General features: G+C 70.3%; 18 protein-coding genes. 2 read left to right on the forward strand and 16 right to left on the reverse strand.

Annotated features, from left to right (window positions below; all coding sequences use genetic code 11):
* The first annotated feature begins 594 nt into the window (after positions 1–594).
* Positions 595–3,732: an isoleucine--tRNA ligase gene (gene ileS / locus ABZ910_RS03990; protein ID WP_361358774.1), complete on the forward strand. Its 3,138-nt coding sequence runs from the start codon at positions 595–597 to the stop codon at positions 3,730–3,732.
* 290 nt (positions 3,733–4,022) lie between these two features.
* Here ileS and ABZ910_RS03995 read toward each other — a convergent pair whose 3' ends face one another.
* The 16 genes from ABZ910_RS03995 to rsmH form a co-directional block, all read right to left on the reverse strand.
* Positions 4,023–5,249 (reverse strand): DivIVA domain-containing protein, encoded by a 1,227-nt coding sequence (locus ABZ910_RS03995; protein ID WP_361358777.1) that lies wholly within the window; start codon positions 5,247–5,249, stop codon positions 4,023–4,025.
* A 52-nt stretch (positions 5,250–5,301) separates the two neighbouring features.
* Complete coding sequence (locus ABZ910_RS04000; protein WP_361358780.1) at positions 5,302–5,586, reverse strand: YggT family protein; 285 nt, start codon at positions 5,584–5,586, stop codon at positions 5,302–5,304.
* Positions 5,587–5,638: 52 nt separating this feature from the next.
* On the reverse strand, positions 5,639–6,280 hold the full coding sequence (gene sepF / locus ABZ910_RS04005) for a cell division protein SepF (RefSeq protein WP_361358783.1): 642 nt from the start codon (positions 6,278–6,280) through the stop codon (positions 5,639–5,641).
* Positions 6,281–6,409: 129 nt separating this feature from the next.
* A complete protein-coding gene (locus ABZ910_RS04010) occupies positions 6,410–7,129 on the reverse strand; it encodes a YggS family pyridoxal phosphate-dependent enzyme (protein WP_361358786.1) in 720 nt (239 codons plus the stop codon).
* A gap of 6 nt (positions 7,130–7,135) precedes the next feature.
* Positions 7,136–7,864, reverse strand: a complete 729-nt coding sequence (gene pgeF, locus ABZ910_RS04015) for a peptidoglycan editing factor PgeF (protein ID WP_361358789.1) — start codon at positions 7,862–7,864, stop codon at positions 7,136–7,138.
* Positions 7,861–9,060, reverse strand: a complete 1,200-nt coding sequence (gene ftsZ / locus ABZ910_RS04020) for a cell division protein FtsZ (protein ID WP_361358792.1) — start codon at positions 9,058–9,060, stop codon at positions 7,861–7,863. Before ftsZ ends, pgeF begins: the two co-directional genes overlap by 4 nt.
* A gap of 278 nt (positions 9,061–9,338) precedes the next feature.
* Positions 9,339–10,133 (reverse strand): FtsQ-type POTRA domain-containing protein, encoded by a 795-nt coding sequence (locus ABZ910_RS04025; RefSeq protein ID WP_361358795.1) that lies wholly within the window; start codon positions 10,131–10,133, stop codon positions 9,339–9,341.
* 26 nt (positions 10,134–10,159) lie between these two features.
* Entirely contained in the window at positions 10,160–11,248 is a 1,089-nt protein-coding gene (gene murG / locus ABZ910_RS04030; protein ID WP_361358798.1) for an undecaprenyldiphospho-muramoylpentapeptide beta-N-acetylglucosaminyltransferase, read from the reverse strand.
* Between the two features lie 6 nt (positions 11,249–11,254).
* Positions 11,255–12,610, reverse strand: coding sequence for a putative lipid II flippase FtsW (ftsW, locus tag ABZ910_RS04035; protein ID WP_361358801.1), 1,356 nt, complete (start codon positions 12,608–12,610; stop codon positions 11,255–11,257).
* Between the two features lie 118 nt (positions 12,611–12,728).
* Complete coding sequence (gene murD, locus ABZ910_RS04040; protein WP_361358804.1) at positions 12,729–14,168, reverse strand: UDP-N-acetylmuramoyl-L-alanine--D-glutamate ligase; 1,440 nt, start codon at positions 14,166–14,168, stop codon at positions 12,729–12,731.
* The gene (mraY, locus tag ABZ910_RS04045) at positions 14,150–15,220 is read right to left on the reverse strand and encodes a phospho-N-acetylmuramoyl-pentapeptide-transferase (RefSeq protein ID WP_361359100.1); all 1,071 of its coding nucleotides are present in this window, start codon (positions 15,218–15,220) and stop codon (positions 14,150–14,152) included. Before mraY ends, murD begins: the two co-directional genes overlap by 19 nt.
* A complete protein-coding gene (gene murF, locus ABZ910_RS04050) occupies positions 15,220–16,626 on the reverse strand; it encodes a UDP-N-acetylmuramoyl-tripeptide--D-alanyl-D-alanine ligase (protein ID WP_361358806.1) in 1,407 nt (468 codons plus the stop codon). Before murF ends, mraY begins: the two co-directional genes overlap by 1 nt.
* A gap of 4 nt (positions 16,627–16,630) precedes the next feature.
* Entirely contained in the window at positions 16,631–18,151 is a 1,521-nt protein-coding gene (locus ABZ910_RS04055) for a UDP-N-acetylmuramoyl-L-alanyl-D-glutamate--2,6-diaminopimelate ligase (protein ID WP_361358809.1), read from the reverse strand.
* A 190-nt stretch (positions 18,152–18,341) separates the two neighbouring features.
* Positions 18,342–20,369 (reverse strand): penicillin-binding protein 2, encoded by a 2,028-nt coding sequence (locus tag ABZ910_RS04060; protein WP_361358812.1) that lies wholly within the window; start codon positions 20,367–20,369, stop codon positions 18,342–18,344.
* Positions 20,370–20,374: 5 nt separating this feature from the next.
* Positions 20,375–20,983 (reverse strand): septum formation initiator family protein, encoded by a 609-nt coding sequence (locus tag ABZ910_RS04065; protein WP_361358815.1) that lies wholly within the window; start codon positions 20,981–20,983, stop codon positions 20,375–20,377.
* Between the two features lie 33 nt (positions 20,984–21,016).
* Complete coding sequence (gene rsmH / locus ABZ910_RS04070; RefSeq protein ID WP_361358818.1) at positions 21,017–21,973, reverse strand: 16S rRNA (cytosine(1402)-N(4))-methyltransferase RsmH; 957 nt, start codon at positions 21,971–21,973, stop codon at positions 21,017–21,019.
* A 419-nt stretch (positions 21,974–22,392) separates the two neighbouring features.
* Between rsmH and ABZ910_RS04075 the strand changes: the two genes are divergently transcribed.
* Entirely contained in the window at positions 22,393–22,941 is a 549-nt protein-coding gene (locus ABZ910_RS04075; RefSeq protein ID WP_361358821.1) for a carbonic anhydrase, read from the forward strand.
* Positions 22,942–22,987: the final 46 nt, after the last annotated feature.

A 22,987-nucleotide genomic window follows, 5' to 3' on the forward strand; every position in this document is an offset into this window, starting at 1 on the left:
CCCTTCACATTTTGTGATTTTGCTCGCGAATCGTGCTGGGACGATAAATCGACTTGCGGCTCGCGGCAACGGGGCACGCGGTCCGATTCGCCGTCCCTCGCCCCCCGAGCAGCAAACCTTCATGCGTTGTGCCCAGCTCCCCGCCGGGTAATCCGCCGAGCCGGGCATCCCTGGGTGCGAACACCCGTACCCCGCCATTCGGGTCATCTCACCACCGGCCGGGCGGCGGCTTCAGACCCGCCTGCCCCCGTACGAAAAACCGGTCGGCCGCTGTCCCCGGGGCGCCGTACACTGGGCTGAGCGAAAAGCGTGGATGGGGACGAGTAGCGACGTACGCAGCCCAGAGCGACCCGGGGACGGTGGAAGCCCGGGGGCGAGCGCGACGTGAAGATCACCCCTGAGCCGCCGGAGGAAAGCCCGCGGAGGGCGAGTAGAACCGGCATCGCGACCCCAATGAGGGGGCTCACCGGCGCGCAGGGCGCATGGTGAGCCAAGGAGGGTGGTACCGCGGGAGCGCGCCGCACGGCGTACGTAGCACATACGGCTCTCGTCCCTCCGACGGAAGGCAGCAAGTCCGTTGGAGGAAGCTCGCTGATGACAGCGCCGACGTACCGCCAGGTACCCGCCCAGGTCGATCTGCCCGCACTCGAGCACGCGGTGCTCGACTTCTGGCGCGAGCAGAAGATCTTCGCCAAGAGTCTGGAGCAGTCCGAGGGCCGCCCGGAGTGGGTGTTCTACGAGGGCCCGCCCACCGCCAACGGCATGCCCGGCGCCCACCACATCGAGGCGCGCGTCTTCAAGGACGTCTTCCCCCGTTTCCGCACCATGCGCGGCTACCACGTGGGCCGCAAGGCCGGCTGGGACTGCCACGGCCTGCCGGTGGAGCTGGCGGTCGAGAAGGAGCTGGGCTTCAGCGGCAAGCAGGACATCGAGGCGTACGGCATCGCCGAGTTCAACGCCAAGTGCCGTGAGTCCGTGCTGCGCCACACCGACGCGTTCGCCGCGCTCACGACCCGCATGGGCTACTGGACCGACCTCGAAGACCCGTACCGCACGATGGACCCCGAGTACATCGAGTCGGTCTGGTGGTCGCTGAAGGAGATCTTCGGCAAGGGCCTTCTCGTCCAGGACCACCGCGTCGCCCCCTGGTGCCCGCGCTGCGGCACCGGCCTGTCCGACCACGAGCTGGCGCAGGGCTACGAGACGGTCGTCGACCCGTCCGTGTACGTCCGCTTCCCGCTGACCTCCGGCCCGCTCGCCGGCGAGGCCTCGCTGCTGGTGTGGACGACGACCCCCTGGACCCTGGTCTCCAACACCGCCGTCGCCGCGCACCCCGACGTCACCTACGTCGTCGCGACCGACGGCGAGGAGAAGATCGTCGTCGCCGAGCCGCTCGTCGAGAAGGCGCTCGGCGAGGGCTGGGAGACCACCGGTCAGTCCTTCACCGGCGCCGAGATGGAGCGCTGGACGTACCAGCGTCCCTTCGAGCTCGTCGAGTTCCCCGAGCCGGCCCACTTCGTGGTGAACGCCGACTACGTCACGACCGAGGACGGTACGGGTCTGGTCCACCAGGCGCCCGCCTTCGGTGAGGACGACCTCAAGGTCTGCCGCTCCTACGGCCTGCCGGTCGTGAACCCGGTCCGCCCCGACGGCACCTTCGAGGAGGACGTCCCGCTGGTCGGCGGCGTCTTCTTCAAGAAGGCCGACGAGCAGCTCACCGCGGACCTCGACGCCCGCGGCCTGCTCTTCCGGCACCTGGCGTACGAGCACAGCTACCCGCACTGCTGGCGCTGCCACACCGCGCTGCTCTACTACGCGCAGCCGTCCTGGTACATCCGCACCACGGCCGTCAAGGACCGGATGATCGCGGAGAACGAGGGCACCAACTGGTTCCCGGAGACGGTCAAGCACGGCCGGTTCGGCGACTGGCTGACCAACAACGTCGACTGGGCGCTGTCCCGCAACCGCTACTGGGGCACCCCGCTGCCGATCTGGCGCTGCGAGGAGGACCACCTCACCGTCGTCGGCTCGCGCGCGGAGCTCTCCGAGCTGACCGGCACGGACCAGTCCCAGCTGGACCCGCACCGCCCGTTCATCGACGAGGTCACGTTCCCGTGCCCCGAGTGCGGCAAGACGGCCACGCGCGTGCCGGAGGTCATCGACGCCTGGTACGACTCGGGTTCGATGCCGTTCGCGCAGTGGGGCTACCCGCACAAGAACAAGGAGCTGTTCGAGAGCCGCTACCCGGCGCAGTTCATCTCCGAGGCGATCGACCAGACCCGCGGCTGGTTCTACACGCTGATGGCCGTCGGCACGCTCGTCTTCGACGAGTCGTCGTACGAGAACGTCGTCTGCCTGGGCCACATCCTCGCCGAGGACGGCCGCAAGATGTCCAAGCACCTGGGCAACACCCTGGAGCCGATCCCGCTGATGGACCGGCACGGCGCGGACGCGGTGCGCTGGTTCATGGCGGCCGGCGGCTCACCCTGGGCGGCCCGCCGCGTCGGCCACGGCACGATCCAGGAGGTCGTCCGCAAGACGCTGCTGACGTACTGGAACACGGTCGCCTTCCAGGCGCTGTACGCCCGTACCTCGAACTGGGCGCCGTCCGCGGCGGACCCGGCCCCGGCCGACCGCCCGGTCCTGGACCGCTGGCTGCTGTCGGAGCTGCACGCGCTCACCGACCAGGTGACGCAGGCCCTGGACGCGTACGACACCCAGCGCGCCGGCAAGCTCCTGTCGGCGTTCGTCGACGACCTGTCCAACTGGTACGTCCGCCGCTCGCGCCGCCGCTTCTGGCAGGGCGACAAGGCCGCGCTGCGCACGCTGCACGAGGTCGTCGAGACGGTCACGAAGCTGATGGCGCCGATCACCCCGTTCATCACCGAGCGGGTGTGGCAGGACCTGATCGTGCCGGTCACCCCGGGCGCGCCCGAGTCGGTGCACCTGGCGGCCTGGCCGGAGGCGGACCTGTCCGCGATCGACCCGGAGCTGTCGCGGCAGATGGTCCTGGTCCGCCGCCTGGTGGAGCTCGGCCGTGCCACGCGCGCGGAGTCGGGCGTCAAGACCCGCCAGCCGCTGTCGCGCGCCCTGGTGGCGGGCGCGGGCTTCGAGACCCTCGACCCCGAGCTGCACACGCAGATCACCGAGGAGCTGAACGTCAGCTCCCTGGCCTCGCTCTCCGAGGTCGGCGGCTCGCTGGTGGACACGACCGCCAAGGCCAACTTCCGCGCGCTGGGCAAGCGGTTCGGCAAGCGCGTCCAGGACGTGGCCAAGGCCGTCGCGAACGCCGACGCGGCCGCGCTGTCCCTCGCCCTGCGCGAGGGCACGGCCTCGGTGGAGGTCGACGGCGAGACGATCTCCCTCGCCCCCGACGAGGTGATCATCACGGAGACCCCGCGCGAGGGCTGGTCGGTGGCCTCGGACTCCGGCGCGACCGTCGCGCTGGACCTGGAGATCACCGAGGAGCTGCGCCAGGCGGGCCTCGCCCGTGACGCGATCCGTCTGATCCAGGAGGCCCGCAAGAACAGCGGCCTCGATGTGGCCGACCGCATCGCGCTGCGCTGGACGTCCACGGACCCGGCGGTCATCGCGGCCCTGAGCGAGCACGCGGCCCTGATCGCCGACGAGGTCCTCGCCACGGACTTCGCCCAGGGCGAGGCGGACGACGCCTACGGCGAGCCGTTCACCGACGAGGGCCTGTCCCTGACGTTCCGCCTGCGCAAGGCGTAACCGGGAGCCGGCCGGGTAGACGAAGGCCCGGGGCCACCGAGAAGAATCTCGGCGGACCCGGGCCTTCGGCGTGGTGTACGTCGGACAGGTCCCCCAGAAACGAACAGATGCCGTAAACAGCTACGGCACCACTGCAACCGCTCATAGGGCAGGAAACGCAAGAAAAACCGTGAACGCGCGTAGCGCAAGGGCGGGGCCCCGGACCGGAATCCGGGGCCCCGCCCTGTGAACGCTGCCGACGCCTACGGCGTACTACTGGCTGTCAGGCCACAACATGGCCCTCGGGCCGGTCAGTTGTCGTCCTCGTCGATGAGGAATCCGCGCATCGGCGAGGGTGCCTGCCCCATCGGGGACGGGCCCTGCGGACGGACGGGAGCCATCGGCTGGGTCATCGCCGGGGACATCTGCTGCTGACCGCCGCCGTAGGACGGGGCGGACGGAGCAGGGGCACCGCCCATCGTCTGGTTGCCGCCGCCGTAGGACGGGGCACCCGCGCCGGCCGGGGCCATGGAGGGCGCCGGGGACGGCGGGAGGGACGCGGTGGCCGGGGTGCGCGGCGGAGCCAGAGAGTCGTCGGACTGGGCCTCCAGCTGACGCATCTGCGACTCCAGGTACGACTTCAGGCGGGTGCGGTACTCGCGCTCGAAGCCGCGCAGGTCCTCGACCTTGCGCTCCAGCGTGGCGCGCGCGGACTCCAGGGAGCCCATGGCCACGCGGTGCTTCTCCTGCGCGTCCCGCTCCAGGGCGTCGGCCTTGGCACGGGCGTCACGCTCGAGACCCTCGGCGCGGCTGCGGGCCTCGCCGACGATCTTGTTGGCCTCGGAGCGGGCCTCGGCGATCGCCTGGTCGGCGGTCTGCTGGGCCAGCGAGAGGACACGCGCGGCGCTGTCGCCACCGGGACCCTGACCGGGACCACCGGGGCCACCAGGACCACCGGGGCCGCCCATCGGGCCACCCATGGGACCGCCCATCGGGCCACCCATCTGCTGCTGCATGGGCGGCTGACCACCCATCGGGCCCTGACCCATCGGGCCCTGACCCATCGGACCCGGACCCTGACCCATCGGGCCGGGGCCCTGCGGACCGCCCTGACCGCCGGGACCGGCAGGCAGCTGCGGGGCACCGCTCGGCAGCTGGGGCGGGCCACCCATGGGGCCACCCATCTGCTGCTGCGGCGGGCCCGATATGCCGGCGGGCACCGGAGCGCCGGGGCCTCGCATGCCCTGCTGCGGCATACCACCCTGCTGCGGCATACCACCCTGCTGCGGCATGCCACCCTGCTGCTGCGGCGGGCCGTCCTGCTGCTCCGGGGGCTTGCGCATGTTCTGCTGGTTCTGGGCAGCCGCGCGCGTGGCAGCGGCCAGCTTGGCGCGCAGGTCCTCGTTCTCGCGGAGCAGGCGGGTCAGCTCGGCTTCGACCTCGTCGAGGAAGGCATCGACCTCGTCCTCGTCATAGCCTTCTCGGAGGCGGACGGTCGTGAACTGCTTGTTCCGCACGTCCTCGGGGGTCAACGGCATCTCTTCACCTCAACGTAGTCGTCGGCATCGGCAAGACGGTAGTTCACATCGCTCACAGCCGGCTCACGATCGAGATCAGGATGTAGACGATGATCATCAGCACGAAGAAGGACAGATCGAGCGCCACGCCCCCGAGACGCAGCGGCGGAATGAACCGCCGCAGAAGCTTGAGCGGTGGATCGGTGACAGTGTAGGTGGCCTCCAGAACGACCACCATCGCCTTGCCGGGTTGCCACGAGCGGGCGAACTGGAAGACATAGTCCATGACCAGCCGGAAGATAAGCACGATGAGGAACACCATCAGCGCGATGTAGATCACCTGCGCGAACACGCTCATGGCCTGTTCTTCCCTCTCCCCTGTGCGGTACTGCGTCTACCGGTCCTGCGTCTCAGCTCTGGTTGAAGAACCCGCCCTCTGCGATGCGGGCCTTGTCCTCCGCCGTGACATCGACGTTAGCAGGCGACAACAGGAACACCTTCTGCGTCACCCGCTCGATGCTGCCGTGAAGACCGAACACCAAACCGGCCGCAAAGTCGACAAGTCGCTTCGCGTCCGTGTCATCCATCTCGGTCAGATTCATGATCACCGGAGTGCCTTCACGGAAGTGTTCCCCGATGGTACGGGCCTCGTTGTAGGTCCGGGGGTGAAGCGTGGTGATCCGGTAAGGCTCTCGTTCCGACACGACCTTGGGCATGATCACCGGCGCGTTCTTCTCCAGGGACTGACGTTCTTGTGTGATGGACGACACGGGAGCGATGCGCGCCGGGCGCCCGGATTCCGCGGCTAGCGAAGCCGAGTGGGAGACCGGCTCGCGCGGCGCCGGAGGCTGCACCACTCTTACCGGATCGTCCCTTTGGGACTGATGTGCACCGTGTGACTGGTGTGACGGTTCATGCCGCCGATGGTCACGCTCGGGCTCCGGGTCGAGCTCGGGCTCGAAGTCGTCATCGGGGTCGAACCCCCGGCCGTCGTACCCATCGTCCTCCACGAGGCCGAGGTAGACCGCCATCTTGCGCATCGCGCCGGCCATGCTCTGAGTCCTCCGCTCTGTGGTGGATCGGGTGACGATTGCCAAGTGCCCGCGATCCACGGGGTCGTTGTGTCCGCTTTACAGCGACATTGACCATATTTTCTGCTGTGGTCCGACTTCTTGGCGACGTTACCCGAGCCTGGGGCGGACTCCGAGTACCGCGGTGCCGACGCGTACATGTGTCGCTCCGGCCGCCACAGCCTGCTCGAGGTCCACGCTCATCCCTGCCGAGACCATGTTCGCAGCCGGATGGGCTCGGCGCAGGTCGGTCGACAAATCCATCATCCGCTCGAACGCCGCCTGTTGACGCCCCGCGTACTCCCCGGTGAGCGGAGCGACGGTCATCAGCCCGTCGAGCCGCAACCCCGGAGCGTCGGCGACGAGGGCGGCCAACTCCTCGATTCCGCCGGGGGCCACGCCACCCCGCTCGCCTCGCCCGCTCGCCCCCGCGTCCAACGCGACCTGGAGGAGGCACCCCACCTCGCGCCCGGCCCGCACCGCTTCCTTCGACAGAGCCGTAACGAGCTTGGGCCGGTCGACAGACTGCACGAAATCCGCGTAACCGACCACAGATCGCACCTTGTTGGTCTGCAATTGACCGACAAAATGCCAACTCAAGGGAAGATCCGAACACTCGGCGGCCTTGGGAGCCGCGTCCTGGTCGCGGTTCTCGGCGACATGACGCACACCAAGTTCCGACAGGATTCGCACATCGCTCGCCGGATAAGTCTTGGTGACCACGATCAGGGTCACCTCTTCCCGCTTGCGCCCGGCGGCCGCGCAGGCGGCGGCGATGCGCTCCTCCACTTTCGCCAGGTTTGCGGCGAGTTCAGCCCTACGTTCCGTCATGCCCCATCAGTCCAGCCACACATAGCCCGCGAGCCGCCCGGTGGTGCGGTCGCGGCGGTACGAGAAGTGATCGCCCGACTCCAGCGTGCACACCGGCGACTGCTCCCGGTCGTGCACCCCGAGCCGTTCGAGCTGCGCGTGCACTCCGGCACTCACGTCGACCGCCGGAGTACCCCAACTCGTTTCGCAATGCGCCGCCGGTTCCACCGCGGCCACCTCGGCGCGCATCGCCTCCGGCACCTCGTAGCACCGGCCGCAGACGGCGGGCCCGGTGCGGGCGACGATGCGGGCCGGGTCCGCGCCCAGCTCCGTCATCGCGCGTACGGCTGCGGGGACGACCCCGGCGACCATCCCGGGCCGCCCGGCGTGGGCCGCGGCCACGACCCCGGCGACGGGGTCGGCGAGCAGCACCGGGGTGCAGTCCGCGGTGAGGACGGCGAGCGCAAGCCCGCGTCGCGCGGTGACGATCGCGTCGACCTCCGGCACCGGTGCGGAGCCCCAGGGGCCGTCCACGACCGCGACGTCCGCCGAGTGCACCTGGTTCATCCAGACCACGTCCGCCGGGTCGATACCCAGGGACTTGGCGGCCAGTTCACGGTTGGTCCGTACGGCGTCGGGGTCGTCGCCGACCGCTCCGCCGAGGTTGAGCTCCTCGTACGGAACGGCGCTCACCCCGCCCCACCTGTCGGTGAAGGCGAAGTGCGCGCCGTTCACGGTGTCGCGCTGTCCTATCACTTCAGGAAGTCCGGCACGTCCAGTTCCTCTGCCGCGCTGTCCGAGTAGGTCCGGGACGGCGGGACCGGAGGCGCGACCACCGGGGTCTCGGGCACCGGCGCCGGAGCGGGCTCCGGCTCCTCCTTCGGGGTCACGCTGCCGAGCGAGCCGAAGGAGGGGCGGCTCTCGGACTGCCGTACCGGAGCGGGCTCTTCACGGCGGGCCGAGGAGGACGACGTAGAGCCGGCGCTGTCCCGGCGGGACGGCGGCTGGCCGCCGTCGAAGCCGGCCGCGATCACGGTGACCCGGACTTCGTCGCCGAGGGCGTCGTCGATGACCGCGCCGAAGATGATGTTGGCCTCGGGGTGGGCGGCCTCGCTGACCAGCTGGGCGGCCTCGTTGATCTCGAACAGGCCGAGGTCCGAGCCGCCGGAGATGGAGAGCAGCACACCGCGGGCGCCGTCGATGGAGGCTTCGAGCAGCGGAGAGGAGATCGCCATCTCGGCCGCCGCCACCGCGCGGTCGTCGCCGCGGGCCGAGCCGATGCCCATGAGGGCCGAACCGGCCTCGGACATCACGGACTTGACGTCGGCGAAGTCGAGGTTGATCAGGCCGGGCGTGGTGATGAGGTCGGTGATGCCCTGGACACCGGAGAGCAGCACCTGGTCCGCGGACTTGAAGGCGTCCAGGACCGAGACCTGGCGGTCCGAGATGGACAGCAGCCGGTCGTTCGGGATGACGATGAGGGTGTCGACCTCTTCGCGGAGTTCGGCGATGCCGTCCTCGGCCTGGTTCGCGCGGCGCCGTCCCTCGAAGGTGAACGGGCGCGTGACCACGCCGATGGTGAGAGCGCCCAGGGAGCGGGCGATGTTGGCCACGACGGGGGCGCCGCCGGTGCCGGTGCCGCCGCCTTCACCGGCCGTCACGAAGACCATGTCGGCCCCCTTGAGGACCTCCTCGATCTCCTCGCGGTGGTCCTCGGCGGCCTTGCGGCCGACGGCCGGGTTGGCGCCGGCGCCGAGTCCGCGCGTCAGTTCGCGGCCGACGTCGAGCTTGACGTCGGCGTCGCTCATCAACAGCGCCTGCGCGTCCGTGTTGATGGCGATGAACTCGACACCCTTGAGACCGACCTCGATCATCCGGTTGATGGCATTGACACCACCGCCGCCGACACCGATGACTTTGATGACTGCGAGGTAGTTCTGCGGTGCTGCCACGTCGAAGGCCTCTCGCCTCGAGTTACGTGTCGGCGTCTCGCGACGCTGCCGCGATCCGACGACTGATGCCGAATGGGACGGTCCGAGGGCCGACCCAAACCCTAACGCTGAAGTTTAGGGTTACCAGTGTGTCTGTTCCTTGGACTCTTCCGAACAGGACACTAAGTCGACAAGTGGCGCGCGTTCAACGAACACGCCGAACCTCCCGTTTTTCTTTTCACCCTATGTGATCAGCCGTAGCGGTGCTCAACCAGGGTGCTGGCCTGCGTGAATGTGCGTCAACTCCCCGATGACGCAGGGGCGGAGGGGACGCTGACGTCGAAGTGCCGTGCGTTTGAAGCTGCTTTCATGAGAGCGGTGAGCGCACGCGCCTTCGCTCGGCCGTTCTCGCTGCTCCCCCACGCGACACTGCGGCCGTCGCTCAACTCCAACGAGATGGCGTCGTACGAACGGACCTTGACGGTCCGGGTGTCCCGCGCGACGGCGGCCGGAATGACGCGGGCGACCCGCACGGCCTCGCGCGTGAGGCGGTCCGTTCCGAAGCGCCGCAGGCTCGCGGAGGCCGAACTCGACCGGGAAACCGTCAATTCGAGTACGGGAACGCGCCCTGGGGCGTTCGAAACGGTGGCGAACCGGACGCCCTCGTCGTCCACTTCGACGAACCCGCCGTCCTTGCGGAGCAGGAGGACCGGGGTCCGCTCGGTCACCTCCAGCCCGATGGTGTGCGGCCAGGAGCGAACGACGTCGACCCTGTCAATTCGGGCCAGTTTCCGGCGGAGTCGGGCCTCGATCGCGCCGGTGTCGAGGGAGACCAGCGGCTCCCCGACCGGCACGTCGGCGGCCTCGCGGACCTGAGCGGGCGTCAACGCACGGGTCCCGGACACGGATACGTACTCCGCGCGCAGCCACGTGGAGCCGTACAACGCCCATACGCAACCGGCGCCGAGGAGCACCACGGTGGCGGCCAGGATGACGATCGTACGAAGGCGGGGCGCGCGCCATTTCGGGACGAGCGGCGGGCCGGACGACTCCTGTCGTGCTTCGTCGCGCTCGGCAACAGTCGGTCCGGCCACGCTGATCGCCCTTTCGTCATACGGTCCTAACGGCGCGAGGCCATCGCCTCGTACACCATGCCGACGAGCAGGTCGTCGGCGTCCCGGCGGCCGAACTCGCCCGCGGCGCGGGACATCTCGTACAGCCGGTGCGGATCAGCGAGCACGGGAAGGACGTTCTGCTGCACCCACTCCGGCGTGAGGTCCGCGTCGTCGACGAGGAGGCCGCCGCCGGCCTTGACCACCGGCTGGGCGTTGAGCCGCTGTTCGCCGTTGCCGATGGGCAGCGGGACGTAGGCGGCCGGAAGCCCGACGGCGGAGAGTTCGGCGACGGTCATCGCGCCGGCGCGGCAGAGCATCATGTCGGCCGCGGCGTACGCGAGGTCCATCCGGTCCAGGTAACTTACCGGGATGTACGGGGGCATTCCCGGCATCTGGTGCACCTGGGGCAGTTCGTTCTTCGGGCCGACCGCGTGCAGGACCTGGATGCCGGACTGCTGGAGCCAGGGCGCGACCTGCTGGGTCACCTCGTTGAGGCGGCGGGCGCCCTGCGAGCCGCCCGAGACGAGCAGCGTGGGCAGGTTGGGGTCGAGGCCGAAGTAGTGCCGGGCCTCGGGGCGCAGCGCCGCGCGGTCCAACGTGGCGATGGAGCGGCGCAGCGGGATACCGATGTAGCGGGCGTCACGCAGCTTGCTGTCGGGTGTGGAGACCGCGACGCGGGCGGCGTAGCGCGAGCCGATCTTGTTGGCCAGGCCCGGGCGCGCGTTGGCCTCGTGGATCACGATCGGCACACCGAGCCGCTTGGCGGCCAGGTAGGCGGGCAGCGCGACGTAGCCGCCGAAGCCGACCACGCAGTCCGCCTTGGTGCGCTCCAGGATCTCCTCGGTCGCCTTGATCGTGCCGCGCAGCCGGCCCGGGACGGTGATCAGCTCGGGCGTGGGCTTGCGCGGCAGCGGGACCGCCGGGATCAGCGCGAGCTCGTAGCCGCGCTCGGGGACGAGCCGGGTCTCCAGGCCCCGCTCCGTGCCCAGGGCCGTGATCCCCATGGTCGGGTCCTGCCTGCGCAGGGCGTCCGCGAGGGCGAGCGCGGGCTCGATGTGGCCCGCGGTACCCCCGCCGGCGAGTACGACATGCACCGAAATTCACCGCTCTCTGGACGAACGCGCCACCGAGGCGCGCCGTCGCATCGTGTTCCATCTCCGAGGCCCAGTGCGGCCCCCGGCACTCCGCTTTCTACCAAAGCGAGGTTGCCGCATCGCAAGCGCCGCCCGCGCAGCGGGCTCGTCGCGCGCGAACGCGATCAGCAGCCCGATGGCGAACATGGTCGGCAGCAGGGCGGACCCTCCGTAGGAGAACAGCGGGAGGGGGACGCCGGCGATCGGCAGCAGACCGAGCACCGCACCGATGTTGATCACCGCCTGGGCGGTGATCCAGGTGGTCACGCCTCCCGCGGCGTACCTCACGAAGGGGTCCTCCGTGCGTCCGGCCACGCGGATACCCGCATAGCCTAGAGCCGCGAAGAGGGCGAGGACCGACAGCGTCCCCGCCAGGCCCAGTTCCTCACCGGTGACGGCGAAGATGAAGTCGGTGTGGGCTTCGGGGAGTTGACCCCATTTTTCCACGCTCGCACCGAGCCCGGATCCGAAGAGTCCGCCGGAGGCCAGCGCATAGATCCCGTGCACGGCCTGCCAGCAGTCAGTGGCCCCGGAGCGCGGCTCGGTGGCGCCGATGCAGGCGAGCCGGGCCATGCGGTTCGGGCTGGTTTTGATAAGGATCACACCGATCGCGGCGGCGATCGACAGCACGGCGACGAACAGCCGGGTCGGCGCCCCCGCGAGCCACAGCAGCCCGAACAGGATCGCCGTGAGAATGATCGCGGTGCCCATGTCGCCGCCGAGCATGATCAGCCCGAGCAGCAGGAAGGCGACCGGGACCAGCGGCACCAGCATGTGCTTCCACTGGGCCAGCAGCTTCTTGTCCTGCTTGCGCGCGATCAGGTCCGCTCCCCACAGCACCAGCGCGAGCTTGCCGAACTCGCTGGGCTGGATCTGGAAGGAGCCGCCGAGCGAGATCCAGTTCTGGTTGCCGTTGACCGCCAGCCCTATCCCCGGCACCTGCACCAGGGCCATCAGGAAGACGGCACCGGCGAGGATCGGGTAGGCCAGCGCCCGGTGCAGCTTCACCGGCATGCGGGAGGCCGTGAACAGCAGCCCGCCGCCGATCACGGCGGCCAGGAACTGCTTACGGAAGAAGTACGACCCCGGCAGCGACAGCTGGAGCGCGGTGATCTGGGAGGCCGAGTAGACCATCACCAGGCCGAGCACGGTGATCAGCAGGCTGCCGCCGAGGATCAGGTAGTACGCGGTCAGCGGCCGGTCCCAGGCCCTCCGCGCGCTCGTGCAGAACCGTCGTACGGCATGGTCGCGCGGGACACGCAAGGCCGCGGGCCGCCGGGACGCCCGCTGAACCGGTGGACGGCCCGTACGGCTATCGGTCATCCCCGGCCCCCGACCGGCCACCGGCGGGCGACCGCCGACCCACCCTGAGCCACATCCGAGTCACGTGTCCCTTCAAGGGTCAGGGTCCCGAGGTACCCGTCTTGGCCGAGACCCGCCGTCAGGCGCCCGCGCCGAGCTCGCGCACCGCCTGCGCGAACGCGTCACCGCGCTTGTTGTAGTTGGTGAACATGTCCATGGAAGCGCAGGCCGGGGCGAGCAGCACCGTGTCGCCGGGCTGCGCGAGCCGCGCCGCCTCCTGGACCGCCTGGAGCATCGCCCCAGTGTCGGTCCGGTCGAGGTCGACGACGGGTACTTCCGGCGCGTGTCGCGCGAGGGCTTCGCGGATGAGCGCGCGGTCGGCGCCGATGAGGACCACGCCCCGAAGGCGCTTGGCCGACGTGGCGACCAGCTCGTCGAAGTCCGCGCCCTTGGCGAGTCCGCCCGCGATCCAGACGATCGACTCGTACGCCGCCAACGAGGCTTCCGCCGCGTGGGTGTTGGTGGCCTTGGAGTCGTCGACGTAGGCCACCCCGTCCACGTCGGCGACGTGGGCGATGCGGTGGGCGTCCGGGGTGAAGTTCCGCAGACCGTCGCGTACGGCCTCGGCGGGCACCCCGAAGGAGCGCGCGAGGGCTGCCGCGGCAAGGGCGTTGGCGATGTTGTGCGGGGCGGGCGGGTTGACGTCGGAGACCTCGGCGAGCGCCGCCGCGTTCTTCTGCCGGTTCTCGACGAAGGCGCGGTCGACCAGGATGTCGTCCACGACGCCGAGTTGGGAGGGCGCGGGCGGGCCCAGGGTGAACCCGATGGCCCGGCAGCCCTCCTCGACGTCCGCCTCGCGCACCAGGTCCTCGGTGAGCCTGTCGGCCACGTTGTAGACGCAGGCGACCCGATTGCCCTCGTAGATACGGCCCTTGTCGGCGGCGTAAGCCTCCATGGAGCCGTGCCAGTCGAGGTGGTCCGGGGCGAGGTTGAGGACGGCCGCCGAGTAGGCGCGCAGCGAGGGCGCCCAGTGGAGCTGGTAGCTGGAGAGCTCGACCGCGAGGACGTCGTACTTCTCGTCGCCGAGGACCGCGTCCAGCAGGGAGACGCCGATGTTGCCGACGGCGGCCGTGCGCAGGCCCGCCGCCTTCAGCATGGAGGCGAGCATCTGGACGGTCGTGGTCTTGCCGTTGGTGCCCGTGACGCACAGCCAGGGCGCCGCGTCCGGGCCGCGCAGCCGCCAGGCCAGCTCGACGTCGCCCCAGATGGGGACGCCAGCCTGCTCGGCGGCCGCGAACAGCGGCTTGTCCGGCTGCCAGCCGGGCGCGGTGACGATCAGCTCGGTGCCTTCGGGCAGGGTCGCCCCGTCGCCGAGGCGGACGGTGATCCCGAGGGCCTCCAGCTCGGCGGCCTGCGCCCGGGCGCGCTCGTCGTCGCCGTCGTTGACGACGGTGACGATCGCGCCGAGGCCGCTGAGGACCTTGGCCGCCGGGACACCGGAGACGCCGAGTCCGGCGACGGTGACGTGCTTGCCCTGGAATTCGGAAGGCACCGAGTCGGTCACTTGTCTGCTGCCCATCCCGCGTAGAAGAGACCCAGTCCGACGATGACACAGATGCCCTGAATGATCCAGAATCGGACCACGACGAGAACTTCTGACCAGCCCTTGAGTTCGAAGTGGTGCTGGAGTGGCGCCATCCGGAAGACGCGCTTGCCGGTGAGCCGGAACGAGCCGACCTGGATGACCACCGACATGGTGATGAGGACGAACAGGCCGCCGAGGATGGCCATCAGCAGCTCCGTACGGGAGCAGATGGCCAGACCGGCGAGCACACCGCCGAGGGCGAGCGAGCCCGTGTCACCCATGAAGATCTTCGCCGGCGAGGTGTTCCACCACAGGAAGCCCAGGCAGGCGCCCATCAGCGCGGAGGAGACCACCGCGAGGTCGAGCGGGTCGCGCACCTCGTAGCAGGCGGCCGGGTTGGTCAGCGTCATCGCGTTGGCGCAGGACTCCTGGAACTGCCACACGCCGATGAAGGTGTACGCGCCGAAGACGAGGACGGAGGCGCCGGTGGCCAGGCCGTCCAGACCGTCGGTGAGGTTCACGCCGTTCGACATCGCGAGGATCATGAACAGCGCCCAGACCACGAACAGCACCGGGCCGATCGTCCAGCCGAAGTCCGTGATGAACGAGAGCTTCGTCGAGGCGGGCGTGTTGCCGCGCGCGTCGGCGAACTGCAGGGAGAGCACCGCGAAGGCGATGCCGACGATCAGCTGGCCGGCCATCTTCGCCTTGGCCCGCAGACCCAGCGAACGCCGCTTGACGATCTTGATGTAGTCGTCGAGGAAGCCGACCAGGCCCATGCCGAACATCAGGCCGAGCACCAGCAGGCCGGAGAAGGTGGGCGGATAGCCCGTGATCACCTTGGACAGGAAGTACGCGGCGATCGTCGCCAGTATGAAGGCGATGCCACCCATGGTCGGCGTACCGCGCTTGCTGGCGTGCTCGCGCGGGCCGTCGTCGCGGATGTACTGGCCGTAGCCCTTGCGGGCGAGGAGCTTGATCAGCAACGGGGTGCCGACAAGGCTCAGGAAGAGACCAATGACTCCTGCGAACAGGATCTGCTTCATCATCGGGCAGCGACCTCACCCTCGGCACCGGCCGCAAGCAGCGCCTGGGCGACGCTCTCCAGGCCGACCGAACGGGACGCCTTCACGAGTACGACGTCTCCCGGGCGCAACTCGCTGCTCAACAGGTCGACCGCCGCCTGTGCGTCGGACACGTGCACCGACTCCTCACCCCACGAACCCTCGTTATATGCGCCCAGTTGCAGCCAGGAGGCTTCCCTGCCCCCGACCGCGACGAGCTTGCTGACGTTGAGCCGGACGGCGAGCCGTCCGACCGCGTCGTGCTCGGCGAGTGACTCGTCACCGAGCTCGGCCATCTTGCCGAGCACCGCCCAGGTCCGCCGTCCGTTGCCCATGGCCGCGAGCGCGCGCAGGGCGGCTCGCATGGACTCGGGGTTGGCGTTGTAGGCGTCGTTGACGATGGTCACGCCGTCCGGGCGCTCGGTGACCTCCATCCGCCAGCGGGAGAGGGAGCCCGCCTCCGAGAGCGCGGTGGCGATCTCGTTCGCGGACATGCCCAGCTCATGGGCGACGGCGGCCGCGGCGAGCGCGTTCGACACGTGGTGCTCACCGTACAGGCGCATGGTCACATCGCTTGCACCGGAGGGTGTGTGAAGCCTGAACGAGGGCTGTCCACTGTCCGTGAGTCGCACGTTCTCGGCCCGTACGTCCGCTTCGGCCGACTCTCCGAAAAGGACCACCTTCGCCTTGGTACGGGAGGCCATGGCGCGGACCAGCGGGTCGTCGGCGTTGAGGATCGCGGCGCCGTCCTCGGGCAGGCTCTCCACGAGCTCGCCCTTGGCCTCGGCGATCTGCTCGCGGCCGCCGAACTCGCCGATGTGGGCGGTGCCGACGTTGAGCACGAGGCCGATCCTCGGCGGGGTGAGGCCGGCGAGGTAACGGATGTGGCCGACTCCGCGCGCACCCATCTCCAGCACGAGGAACTTCGTCTCCTCGGTGGCGGACAGGGCGGTCAGCGGCAGTCCGATCTCGTTGTTGAGCGAGCCGGGCGTGAACACGGTCGGCGCCTTGCGCTGGAGCACCTGGGCGATGAGGTCCTTGGTGCTGGTCTTGCCCGCGGAGCCGGTGAGGCCCACGAGGGTCGCGCCGAGGCGGGTCACGACATGCCGGGCGAGGGCACCCAGCGCGGCCTGGACGTCCTCGACCACGATCGCGGGCACGCCGACGGGACGCGACGCCAGTACGGCGACCGCGCCCGCCCGGGTGACCTGCGGTGCGAAGTCGTGGCCGTCCACGCGCTCGCCGGCGAAGGCGACGAAGAGGCTGCCGGGCTCCGCTTCACGGGAGTCCCGGACGACCGGTCCGGTGACCTGGACGGACGGATCCGGTATGTCGTACGTCTGCCCGCCGACGACTGCTGCGATCTCGGCGAGGGAGAGGGCGATCACAAGTTCATCCCTGGGTCTTCTGGATAGCTTCGCGGAGCACTTGGCGGTCGTCGAAGGGACGGACCACTCCGGCGATGTCCTGGCCCTGCTCGTGGCCCTTGCCCGCGACCAGCACGGTGTCCCCGGGCTGCGCCCGGCCGACGGCGGCGGCGATCGCGGCGGCCCGGTCCTCGAAGAGGAGCACCTCGCCACGCTCGTGCGCGGGCACGGACGCCGCGCCCTGGAGCATGGTCGCGAGGATCGCGAGGGGGTCCTCGGAGCGGGGGTTGTCGGAGGTCAGTACGGCCGTGTCGGCGAGCCGTGCCGCGGCGGCGCCCATCGGGACGCGCTTGGTCTGGTCGCGGTCGCCGCCGCAGCCGAGCACGATGTGCAGCTGCCCCTTGGTGACCTTGCGGAGCGCCTTGAGGACCGATTCGACGGCGTCGGTCTTGTGGGCGTAGTCGACGACCGCGAGATACGGCTGTCCGGCGTCGACGCGCTCCAGGCGGCCCGGCACACCCGGCACGCCGGCGATGCCGTCGGCGGCGGCCTGCGGGTCGAGGCCGGCGACGGCGAGGGCGACGATGGCGGCGAGCGTGTTCGCCACGTTGAAGGGACCCGCGAGCGGCGACTTGGCCGCGATCCGCTCGCCCTGCGGGCCGACGACCGTGAACGTCGAGTCCATCGGCCCGACCTGCACGTCCTCGGCGCGCCAGTCGGCGTCGGGGTGGCCCTCGGCGGAGAAGGTGACGACCGGGACGGAGGCCTCCTTCGCGAGCCGGCGGCCGTACTCGTCGTCGGTGTTGACGACGCCGAGCCTGCTGCGACCCGGGGTGAACAGCTGCGCCTTGGCCCGGAAGTAGTCCTCCATGTCGGAGTGGAACTCCATGTGTTCCGGGCTGAGGTTGGTGAAGACGGCGATGTCGAAGACGCAGCCGTCGACCCGGCCGAGGACCAGGGCGTGGCTGGAGACCTCCATGGCGACCGCCTCGACGCCGCGCTCGCGCATGACGGCGAACAGGGCCTGCAGGTCGGTGGCCTCGGGGGTGGTGCGCTCGGACTTGATGCGCTCGTCGCCGATGCGCATCTCGACCGTGCCGACCAAGCCGGTGGCCTTGACCGTCTTCAGGCCGCCCTCGACGAGGTAGGCGGTGGTGGTCTTGCCGGAGGTGCCGGTGATGCCGATCTGGAGCAGCTCACGGCCGGGGTGGCCGTAGATGGTGGCCGCCAGTTCGCCCATCCGCGCGCGCGGGTCGTCCACGACCAGCACCGGCAGACCGGTCGCGGCGGCGCGCTCGGCGCCGGCCGGGTCGGTCAGCACGGCGACCGCGCCGAGGCCGGCGCCCTGGGTGGCGAAGTCGGCGCCGTGCAGGCGGGCGCCCGGGAGGGCGGCGTACAGGTCGCCGGGACGCACGGCGCGCGAGTCATGGGTGATGCCCGTGACTGCGGCGGTGCTGTCCGGCGCGGCGGCACCCAGCTGATCGGCGAGCTCCGCGAGAGGTGTGGCGGAGACCTGAACCGGTCGCGGCGGCCCCGAATATGTCACGGAAGCGCCCTTCTGGGTGATTTGGGACTGATCAGCGTGTGGCACGGCGGTGAGCGTACCGGGCGCACCCGCTCCGGGGCGAAAGGAGGCCTGTTGCGAGGCGTGGTTCCCGGAATCGGGAGTGATCGTTGTCACGAGCTGGTTCCTGGTGGTCTTCCCGAAGGTGCTGATCAGGACGGGTCGGAGCGGGTCAGGGCTGGTAGGCGACGGGGAGGTTCGCGGCCTTGGCGCCGGTCGGCGGGATCTGCAGGGTCTTCAGGGCGAACTCCATCACCTGCTTGTAGATGGGGCCGCAGATCTGGCCCCCGAAGTAGTTGCCCTTGGTGGCGTTCTGGATCGCGCAGTAGACGGTGATCCGCGGCTTGTCCGCGGGGGCGAATCCGGCGAAGGACGAGGTGTAGCCGCGGTACTTGCCGGTGGCCGGATCCACACGGTTGGCGGTGCCCGTCTTGCCTGCGACGCGGTAGCCGGGGATGCGCGCCTTGTTGCCGGTGCCCTGCTCGTCGTCGACGACCGACTCCAGCATCCGGGCCAGGGCCCGGGCCGTCTTCGCGCTGACCACCCGCGTCTTCTCGGGGCGCGGAGCCGGGGTGAAGCGCCCGTCGGCGCCCCTGGTCCCGCGCACCAGGGTCGGCTCGACGCGGACCCCGCCGTTGGCGATCGTCGAGTACACGGAGGCCGCCTGCATGGCGTTGATGGAGAAGCCCTGGCCGAAAGGAATCGTGTACTGCTGCGACGTCGACCACCGGTCCGCCGGGGCGAGGATGCCCCTGGTCTCGCCGGGGAAGTCGAGTCCCGTGTAGCTGCCGATGCCGAACCTGTGCAGGTAGGAGTAGAGGATCTTGTTGACCTCCGACTGCTTCTTGCTGAGCTGCCCGGTGGCCAGGATGGTGCCGATGTTGCTGGACTTGGCCAGCACGCCGTTGAGCGTGAGGTTCCAGGTCCCGTGGTCGATGTCGTCCTGGAAGAGCCGGTCGCCGCGGTGCAGCCGGTTGGGCACGACGACGCGCGTGAGCGGAGTGGCGGCGTTCTCCTCCAGTACGGCGGCCATCGACATGACCTTGGCGGTCGAGCCCGGCTCGTAGGCGTCCTGGAGGGCCGCGTTGCCGAGGGCGGTCGGGTCGGCCTTGCTCAGGTCGTTGGGGTCGAAACCGGGTGAGTTGGCCATGGCCAGGATCTCGCCGGTGCGGGTGTCCTGGACGATCACGTAGCCGCGGTCGGCCTTGGACTTCCTGACCTGATCGCTGATGGCGTTCTGCGCGGCCCACTGGATGTCGCGGTCGACGGTGAGCTCGACGTCGGCGCCGGGCACGGCGGGCTTCTCGGTGGAACCCACCGTGGGCACCTCACGGCCGCCGGACTGGGCGTAGCGGATCTCGCCGTTCTTTCCGGACAGCTCCTTGTCGAGCTGCTGCTCGACACCGCCCGCGCCCTTCCCGTCGGCGTTGACCCAGCCCAGTATCCCGGCGGCGAGGTCACCGCCCGGGTACACGCGCTGGCTGCTGGGGTCGGAGAAGACACCGGCGAGTACGTTGGCGGTCGCCTTGTCCGTCTGGGCCTTCTTGGCGAGCGCGGCCTTCAGGTCCTTGATCTGCTTCCAGACCTGCGGGGTCTGGCGGGCGGCGAGCCTGACGTAGCGCGCGTCCTTGTTCTCGGGGCGCAGCTTCCTGACGAGGGCGCCTTGGTCCTGGCCGAGGATCGGCGCGAGGAGCGCGGCGGCCTGCTCGGGGCCGTCGTCGACGCCCAGCATCCTGTGCGTGAACATCGTCGGGTCGGCGGTGATGTCGTAGGCGTCCTCGCTGATCGCGAGGGCCACGCCGGTGCGGTCGGTGATCCCGCCGCGCTCGGCGGTGATGGTGTGGACGACGTAGCGGTTCTGCTCGGCCTTGGCGGCGTACGCGCTGGCGTCGACGGCCTGGACCTGGAGCAGCCGTACGACGAAGGCGAGCAGCACCAGGGTCAGGCCGAGGCTGACCATGCGCAGCCGGGGCCGGGGACTGCCGAGCCGGAGGGTCCGCCGGGCCGGGGGCCGCGGTGCGCTCGGGCGCCGGCCCGGTCCGCCGCCCTGCCCGGAGGGCCGCCGCGCGCCGTTGCCCGGCCGCTGGGGATGCCAGTGGGGGCCCTGATGGGGCTTCCCGTTGCCCGAACGAACGCGAGCGCCGGGAGAAGGCTTGGCGGGGCCGGGCACGCGGCGGCGCGGCGGTTCCCTGTCGGACACTTCCGTCACCTGCCGGGGGTCGTGGTCGGGGCGGACCGGGCTGGGGAGGGGGGCGGCGCCGGCGACGTGGCGGCGGGGTGACCCGAAGCCAGGGCCGCGGGGGCGGACGCGGGAGATGCCGGGGACCGGACTGCGGGGGCGGACCCGGTGGGTGCCGGGGACTGACCCGCGGAGGGTGCCGACGACTGCGACGGGAGCGGGGACTGGGTGAGCGCTTCTGGTGCCGGGGGCGCGAGCGGGCGGGGCTGCGCGGCGGCGGGGCCGGGGACGCCCTTGACGGTGCCGTCGGGGGCCAGGAAGGCCGGGTCGCCGCCGGGCACCATGCCGAGTTCGCGGGCGCGGCGCTGGAGGGCGTCGGGCGAGGAGTAGGCGTCGATGCCGCGCTGGAGGGCCTGTTCCTCGTCGGTGAGGTTCTTCGTCTGCTTCTGCAGGTCGTCGAGTTGGAACGAGCCTTCGCTGAGCGCCGAGTTCAGCACCAGCAGCCCGATGAGGCCGCCGCCGAGGAGCAGGACGACGAGGAGGACGAACGGGGTGCGGGCCGCCCGTGCCCGGCCGGCCGGGAAGAGCCGCGCGAGCCGGGCGGCCCTCCCCCTCAGTTCGGGTTTCCTACTCACATGCCCTCCGCTGAGCCCGCAGACCCCATGCGCTCACTCGGCGTCCTCCCTGATGCGCTGCGCCCCGCGCAGCCGCGCCGGGGCGGCGCGGCGGTTCTCCGCGACCTCTTCCTCGGTGGGAAGTTCGGCGCCGCGCGTGAGCAGCTTGAGCCGCGGCTGGTAGCGCTCGGGCACGACCGGCAGTCCGGGCGGCGCGGTGGACGCGGCGCCGGCCGCGAACACCTGCTTGACCAGCCGGTCCTCCAGCGAGTGGTACGACAGGACGGCGATCCGGCCGCCCACGTCGAGCGTCTTCACCGCGCCCGGGATCGCCCGCTCCAGGACGGACAGCTCACCGTTGACCTCGATGCGCAGCGCCTGGAAGGTGCGCTTGGCCGGGTTGCCGCCGGTGCGCTTGGCGGCCTGCGGCAGGGCGTCCCGGATCAGCTCCACCAGCCGGGCGCTGTTGCTGAACGGTTCCTTCTCCCGCTCGCGGACGATCGCGGCCACGATCCGCTTGGCCTGCTTCTCCTCGCCGTACGCGCGCAGGATGCGGACGAGTTCGCCGGCCGGGTAGGTGTTGAGGACCTCGGCGGCGCTGATGCCGGTCGTCTGGTCCATGCGCATGTCGAGGGGGGCGTCCTGGGCGTAGGCGAAGCCCCGGTCGGCCTCGTCGAGCTGCATGGACGACACCCCGAGGTCGAACAGGACGCCCTGAACGCGCGCGATGCCGAGCCGCTCCAGCACGTCCGGGAGCTCGTCGTAGACGGCGTGCACGAGGGTGGCCCGGTCACCGAAACGGGCGAGCCGCTCCCCGGACAGGCGCAGGGCCTCCTTGTCGCGGTCCAGGGCGACGAGCCGGGCCTCGGGGAAACGGGTCAGCAGTGCCTCGCTGTGGCCGCCTAGGCCCAGGGTGCAGTCGACGACCACCGCTCCCGGCTGCTCCAGGGCAGGTGCCAGCAGGTCCAGGCACCGCTGGAGCATCACGGGGACGTGTCGACTCTCGGTCAAGGGGGCCTCTCAGGTCCGGCGCGGCCGTACGCACCGCCGGGTCCCCACCCGCTCGTGAAGGGGAGGCCTGCCGGCGCCGGAAGCGTCAGCCGACCGGGAGCGGGAGGAGGCCGAGCCGTACGTACGCGCCGCGCACGCGGGGAGACGCCCCGCGCAGGTGCCGGGGTCTCCGGGAAATTCAGTCCAGCAGGGAGATCCTCGCCTCCCGCTTCGCGTCACTTTAGTCCACCCTGTCTCGCGGTCAATCAACAGGCCTGCGCGTCGCGCACCGCGCCAGGACGGCGCCGCAGCTCGAAAAGAAACACCTATACAGAGCAGTTTTATCCTCCGTGTGGGTTAGCTCACAACAAGCCGCAATGATGTTCTTTGTCGCGGCTCATGACGGGACCGGAGACGACGTGACCAGTACCGTCGTGGGTATGACGACTTCTGCAGCAGCCCCCACCGGATCCGAAGGCGCCATAACGGTCGGCGGCGCCGTGACGGACAGCCTCATCGAGGCGAACCAGCGGTACGCGGCCGCCTTCGCCGATCCCGGAATGGACGCCCACCCCGTCCTGCAGGTGGCCGTCGTGGCCTGCATGGACGCCCGTCTCGACCTGCACGCCGCGCTCGGCCTGAAGCTCGGCGACTGCCACACCATCCGCAACGCGGGCGGCGTGGTCACCGACGACGTGATCCGCTCCCTGACCATCAGCCAGCGGGCGCTCGGCACCCGCAGTGTCGTCCTCATCCACCACACCAACTGCGGCCTGGAGTCGCTCACCGAGGACTTCCGGCACGAACTGGAGATGGAGGTCGGCCAGCGCCCGTCCTGGGCCGTGGAGTCCTTCCGGGACGCCGACCAGGACGTACGGCAGTCCATGCAGCGGGTGCGCACCTCGCCGTTCCTGCTGCACACCGACGACGTGCGCGGCTTCGTGTTCGACGTCAGGACGGGACTGCTGCGCGAGATCGACCCGAACTGACGGGCCCGGTCGGCACCCACCCCCCTCCAGACGTTCCGACGTCCCG

Origin of the sequence: Streptomyces sp. NPDC046805 (assembly GCF_040645355.1) — a bacterium.
Lineage (GTDB): Bacteria > Actinomycetota > Actinomycetes > Streptomycetales > Streptomycetaceae > Streptomyces.

Excerpts from the sequence above, each read along its gene's own strand:
- ileS (WP_361358774.1), top strand. The coding sequence starts at position 595 with ATGACAGCGCCGACGTACCGCCAGGTACCCGCCCAGGTCGATCTGCCC.
- ABZ910_RS03995 (WP_361358777.1), bottom strand. The coding sequence starts at position 5,249 with ATGCCGTTGACCCCCGAGGACGTGCGGAACAAGCAGTTCACGACCGTC.
- ABZ910_RS04000 (WP_361358780.1), bottom strand. The coding sequence starts at position 5,586 with ATGAGCGTGTTCGCGCAGGTGATCTACATCGCGCTGATGGTGTTCCTC.
- sepF (WP_361358783.1), bottom strand. The coding sequence starts at position 6,280 with ATGGCCGGCGCGATGCGCAAGATGGCGGTCTACCTCGGCCTCGTGGAG.
- ABZ910_RS04010 (WP_361358786.1), bottom strand. The coding sequence starts at position 7,129 with ATGACGGAACGTAGGGCTGAACTCGCCGCAAACCTGGCGAAAGTGGAG.
- ftsW (WP_361358801.1), bottom strand. The coding sequence starts at position 12,610 with ATGACCGATAGCCGTACGGGCCGTCCACCGGTTCAGCGGGCGTCCCGG.
- murD (WP_361358804.1), bottom strand. The coding sequence starts at position 14,168 with ATGGGCAGCAGACAAGTGACCGACTCGGTGCCTTCCGAATTCCAGGGC.
- mraY (WP_361359100.1), bottom strand. The coding sequence starts at position 15,220 with ATGAAGCAGATCCTGTTCGCAGGAGTCATTGGTCTCTTCCTGAGCCTT.
- ABZ910_RS04075 (WP_361358821.1), top strand. The coding sequence starts at position 22,393 with ATGACGACTTCTGCAGCAGCCCCCACCGGATCCGAAGGCGCCATAACG.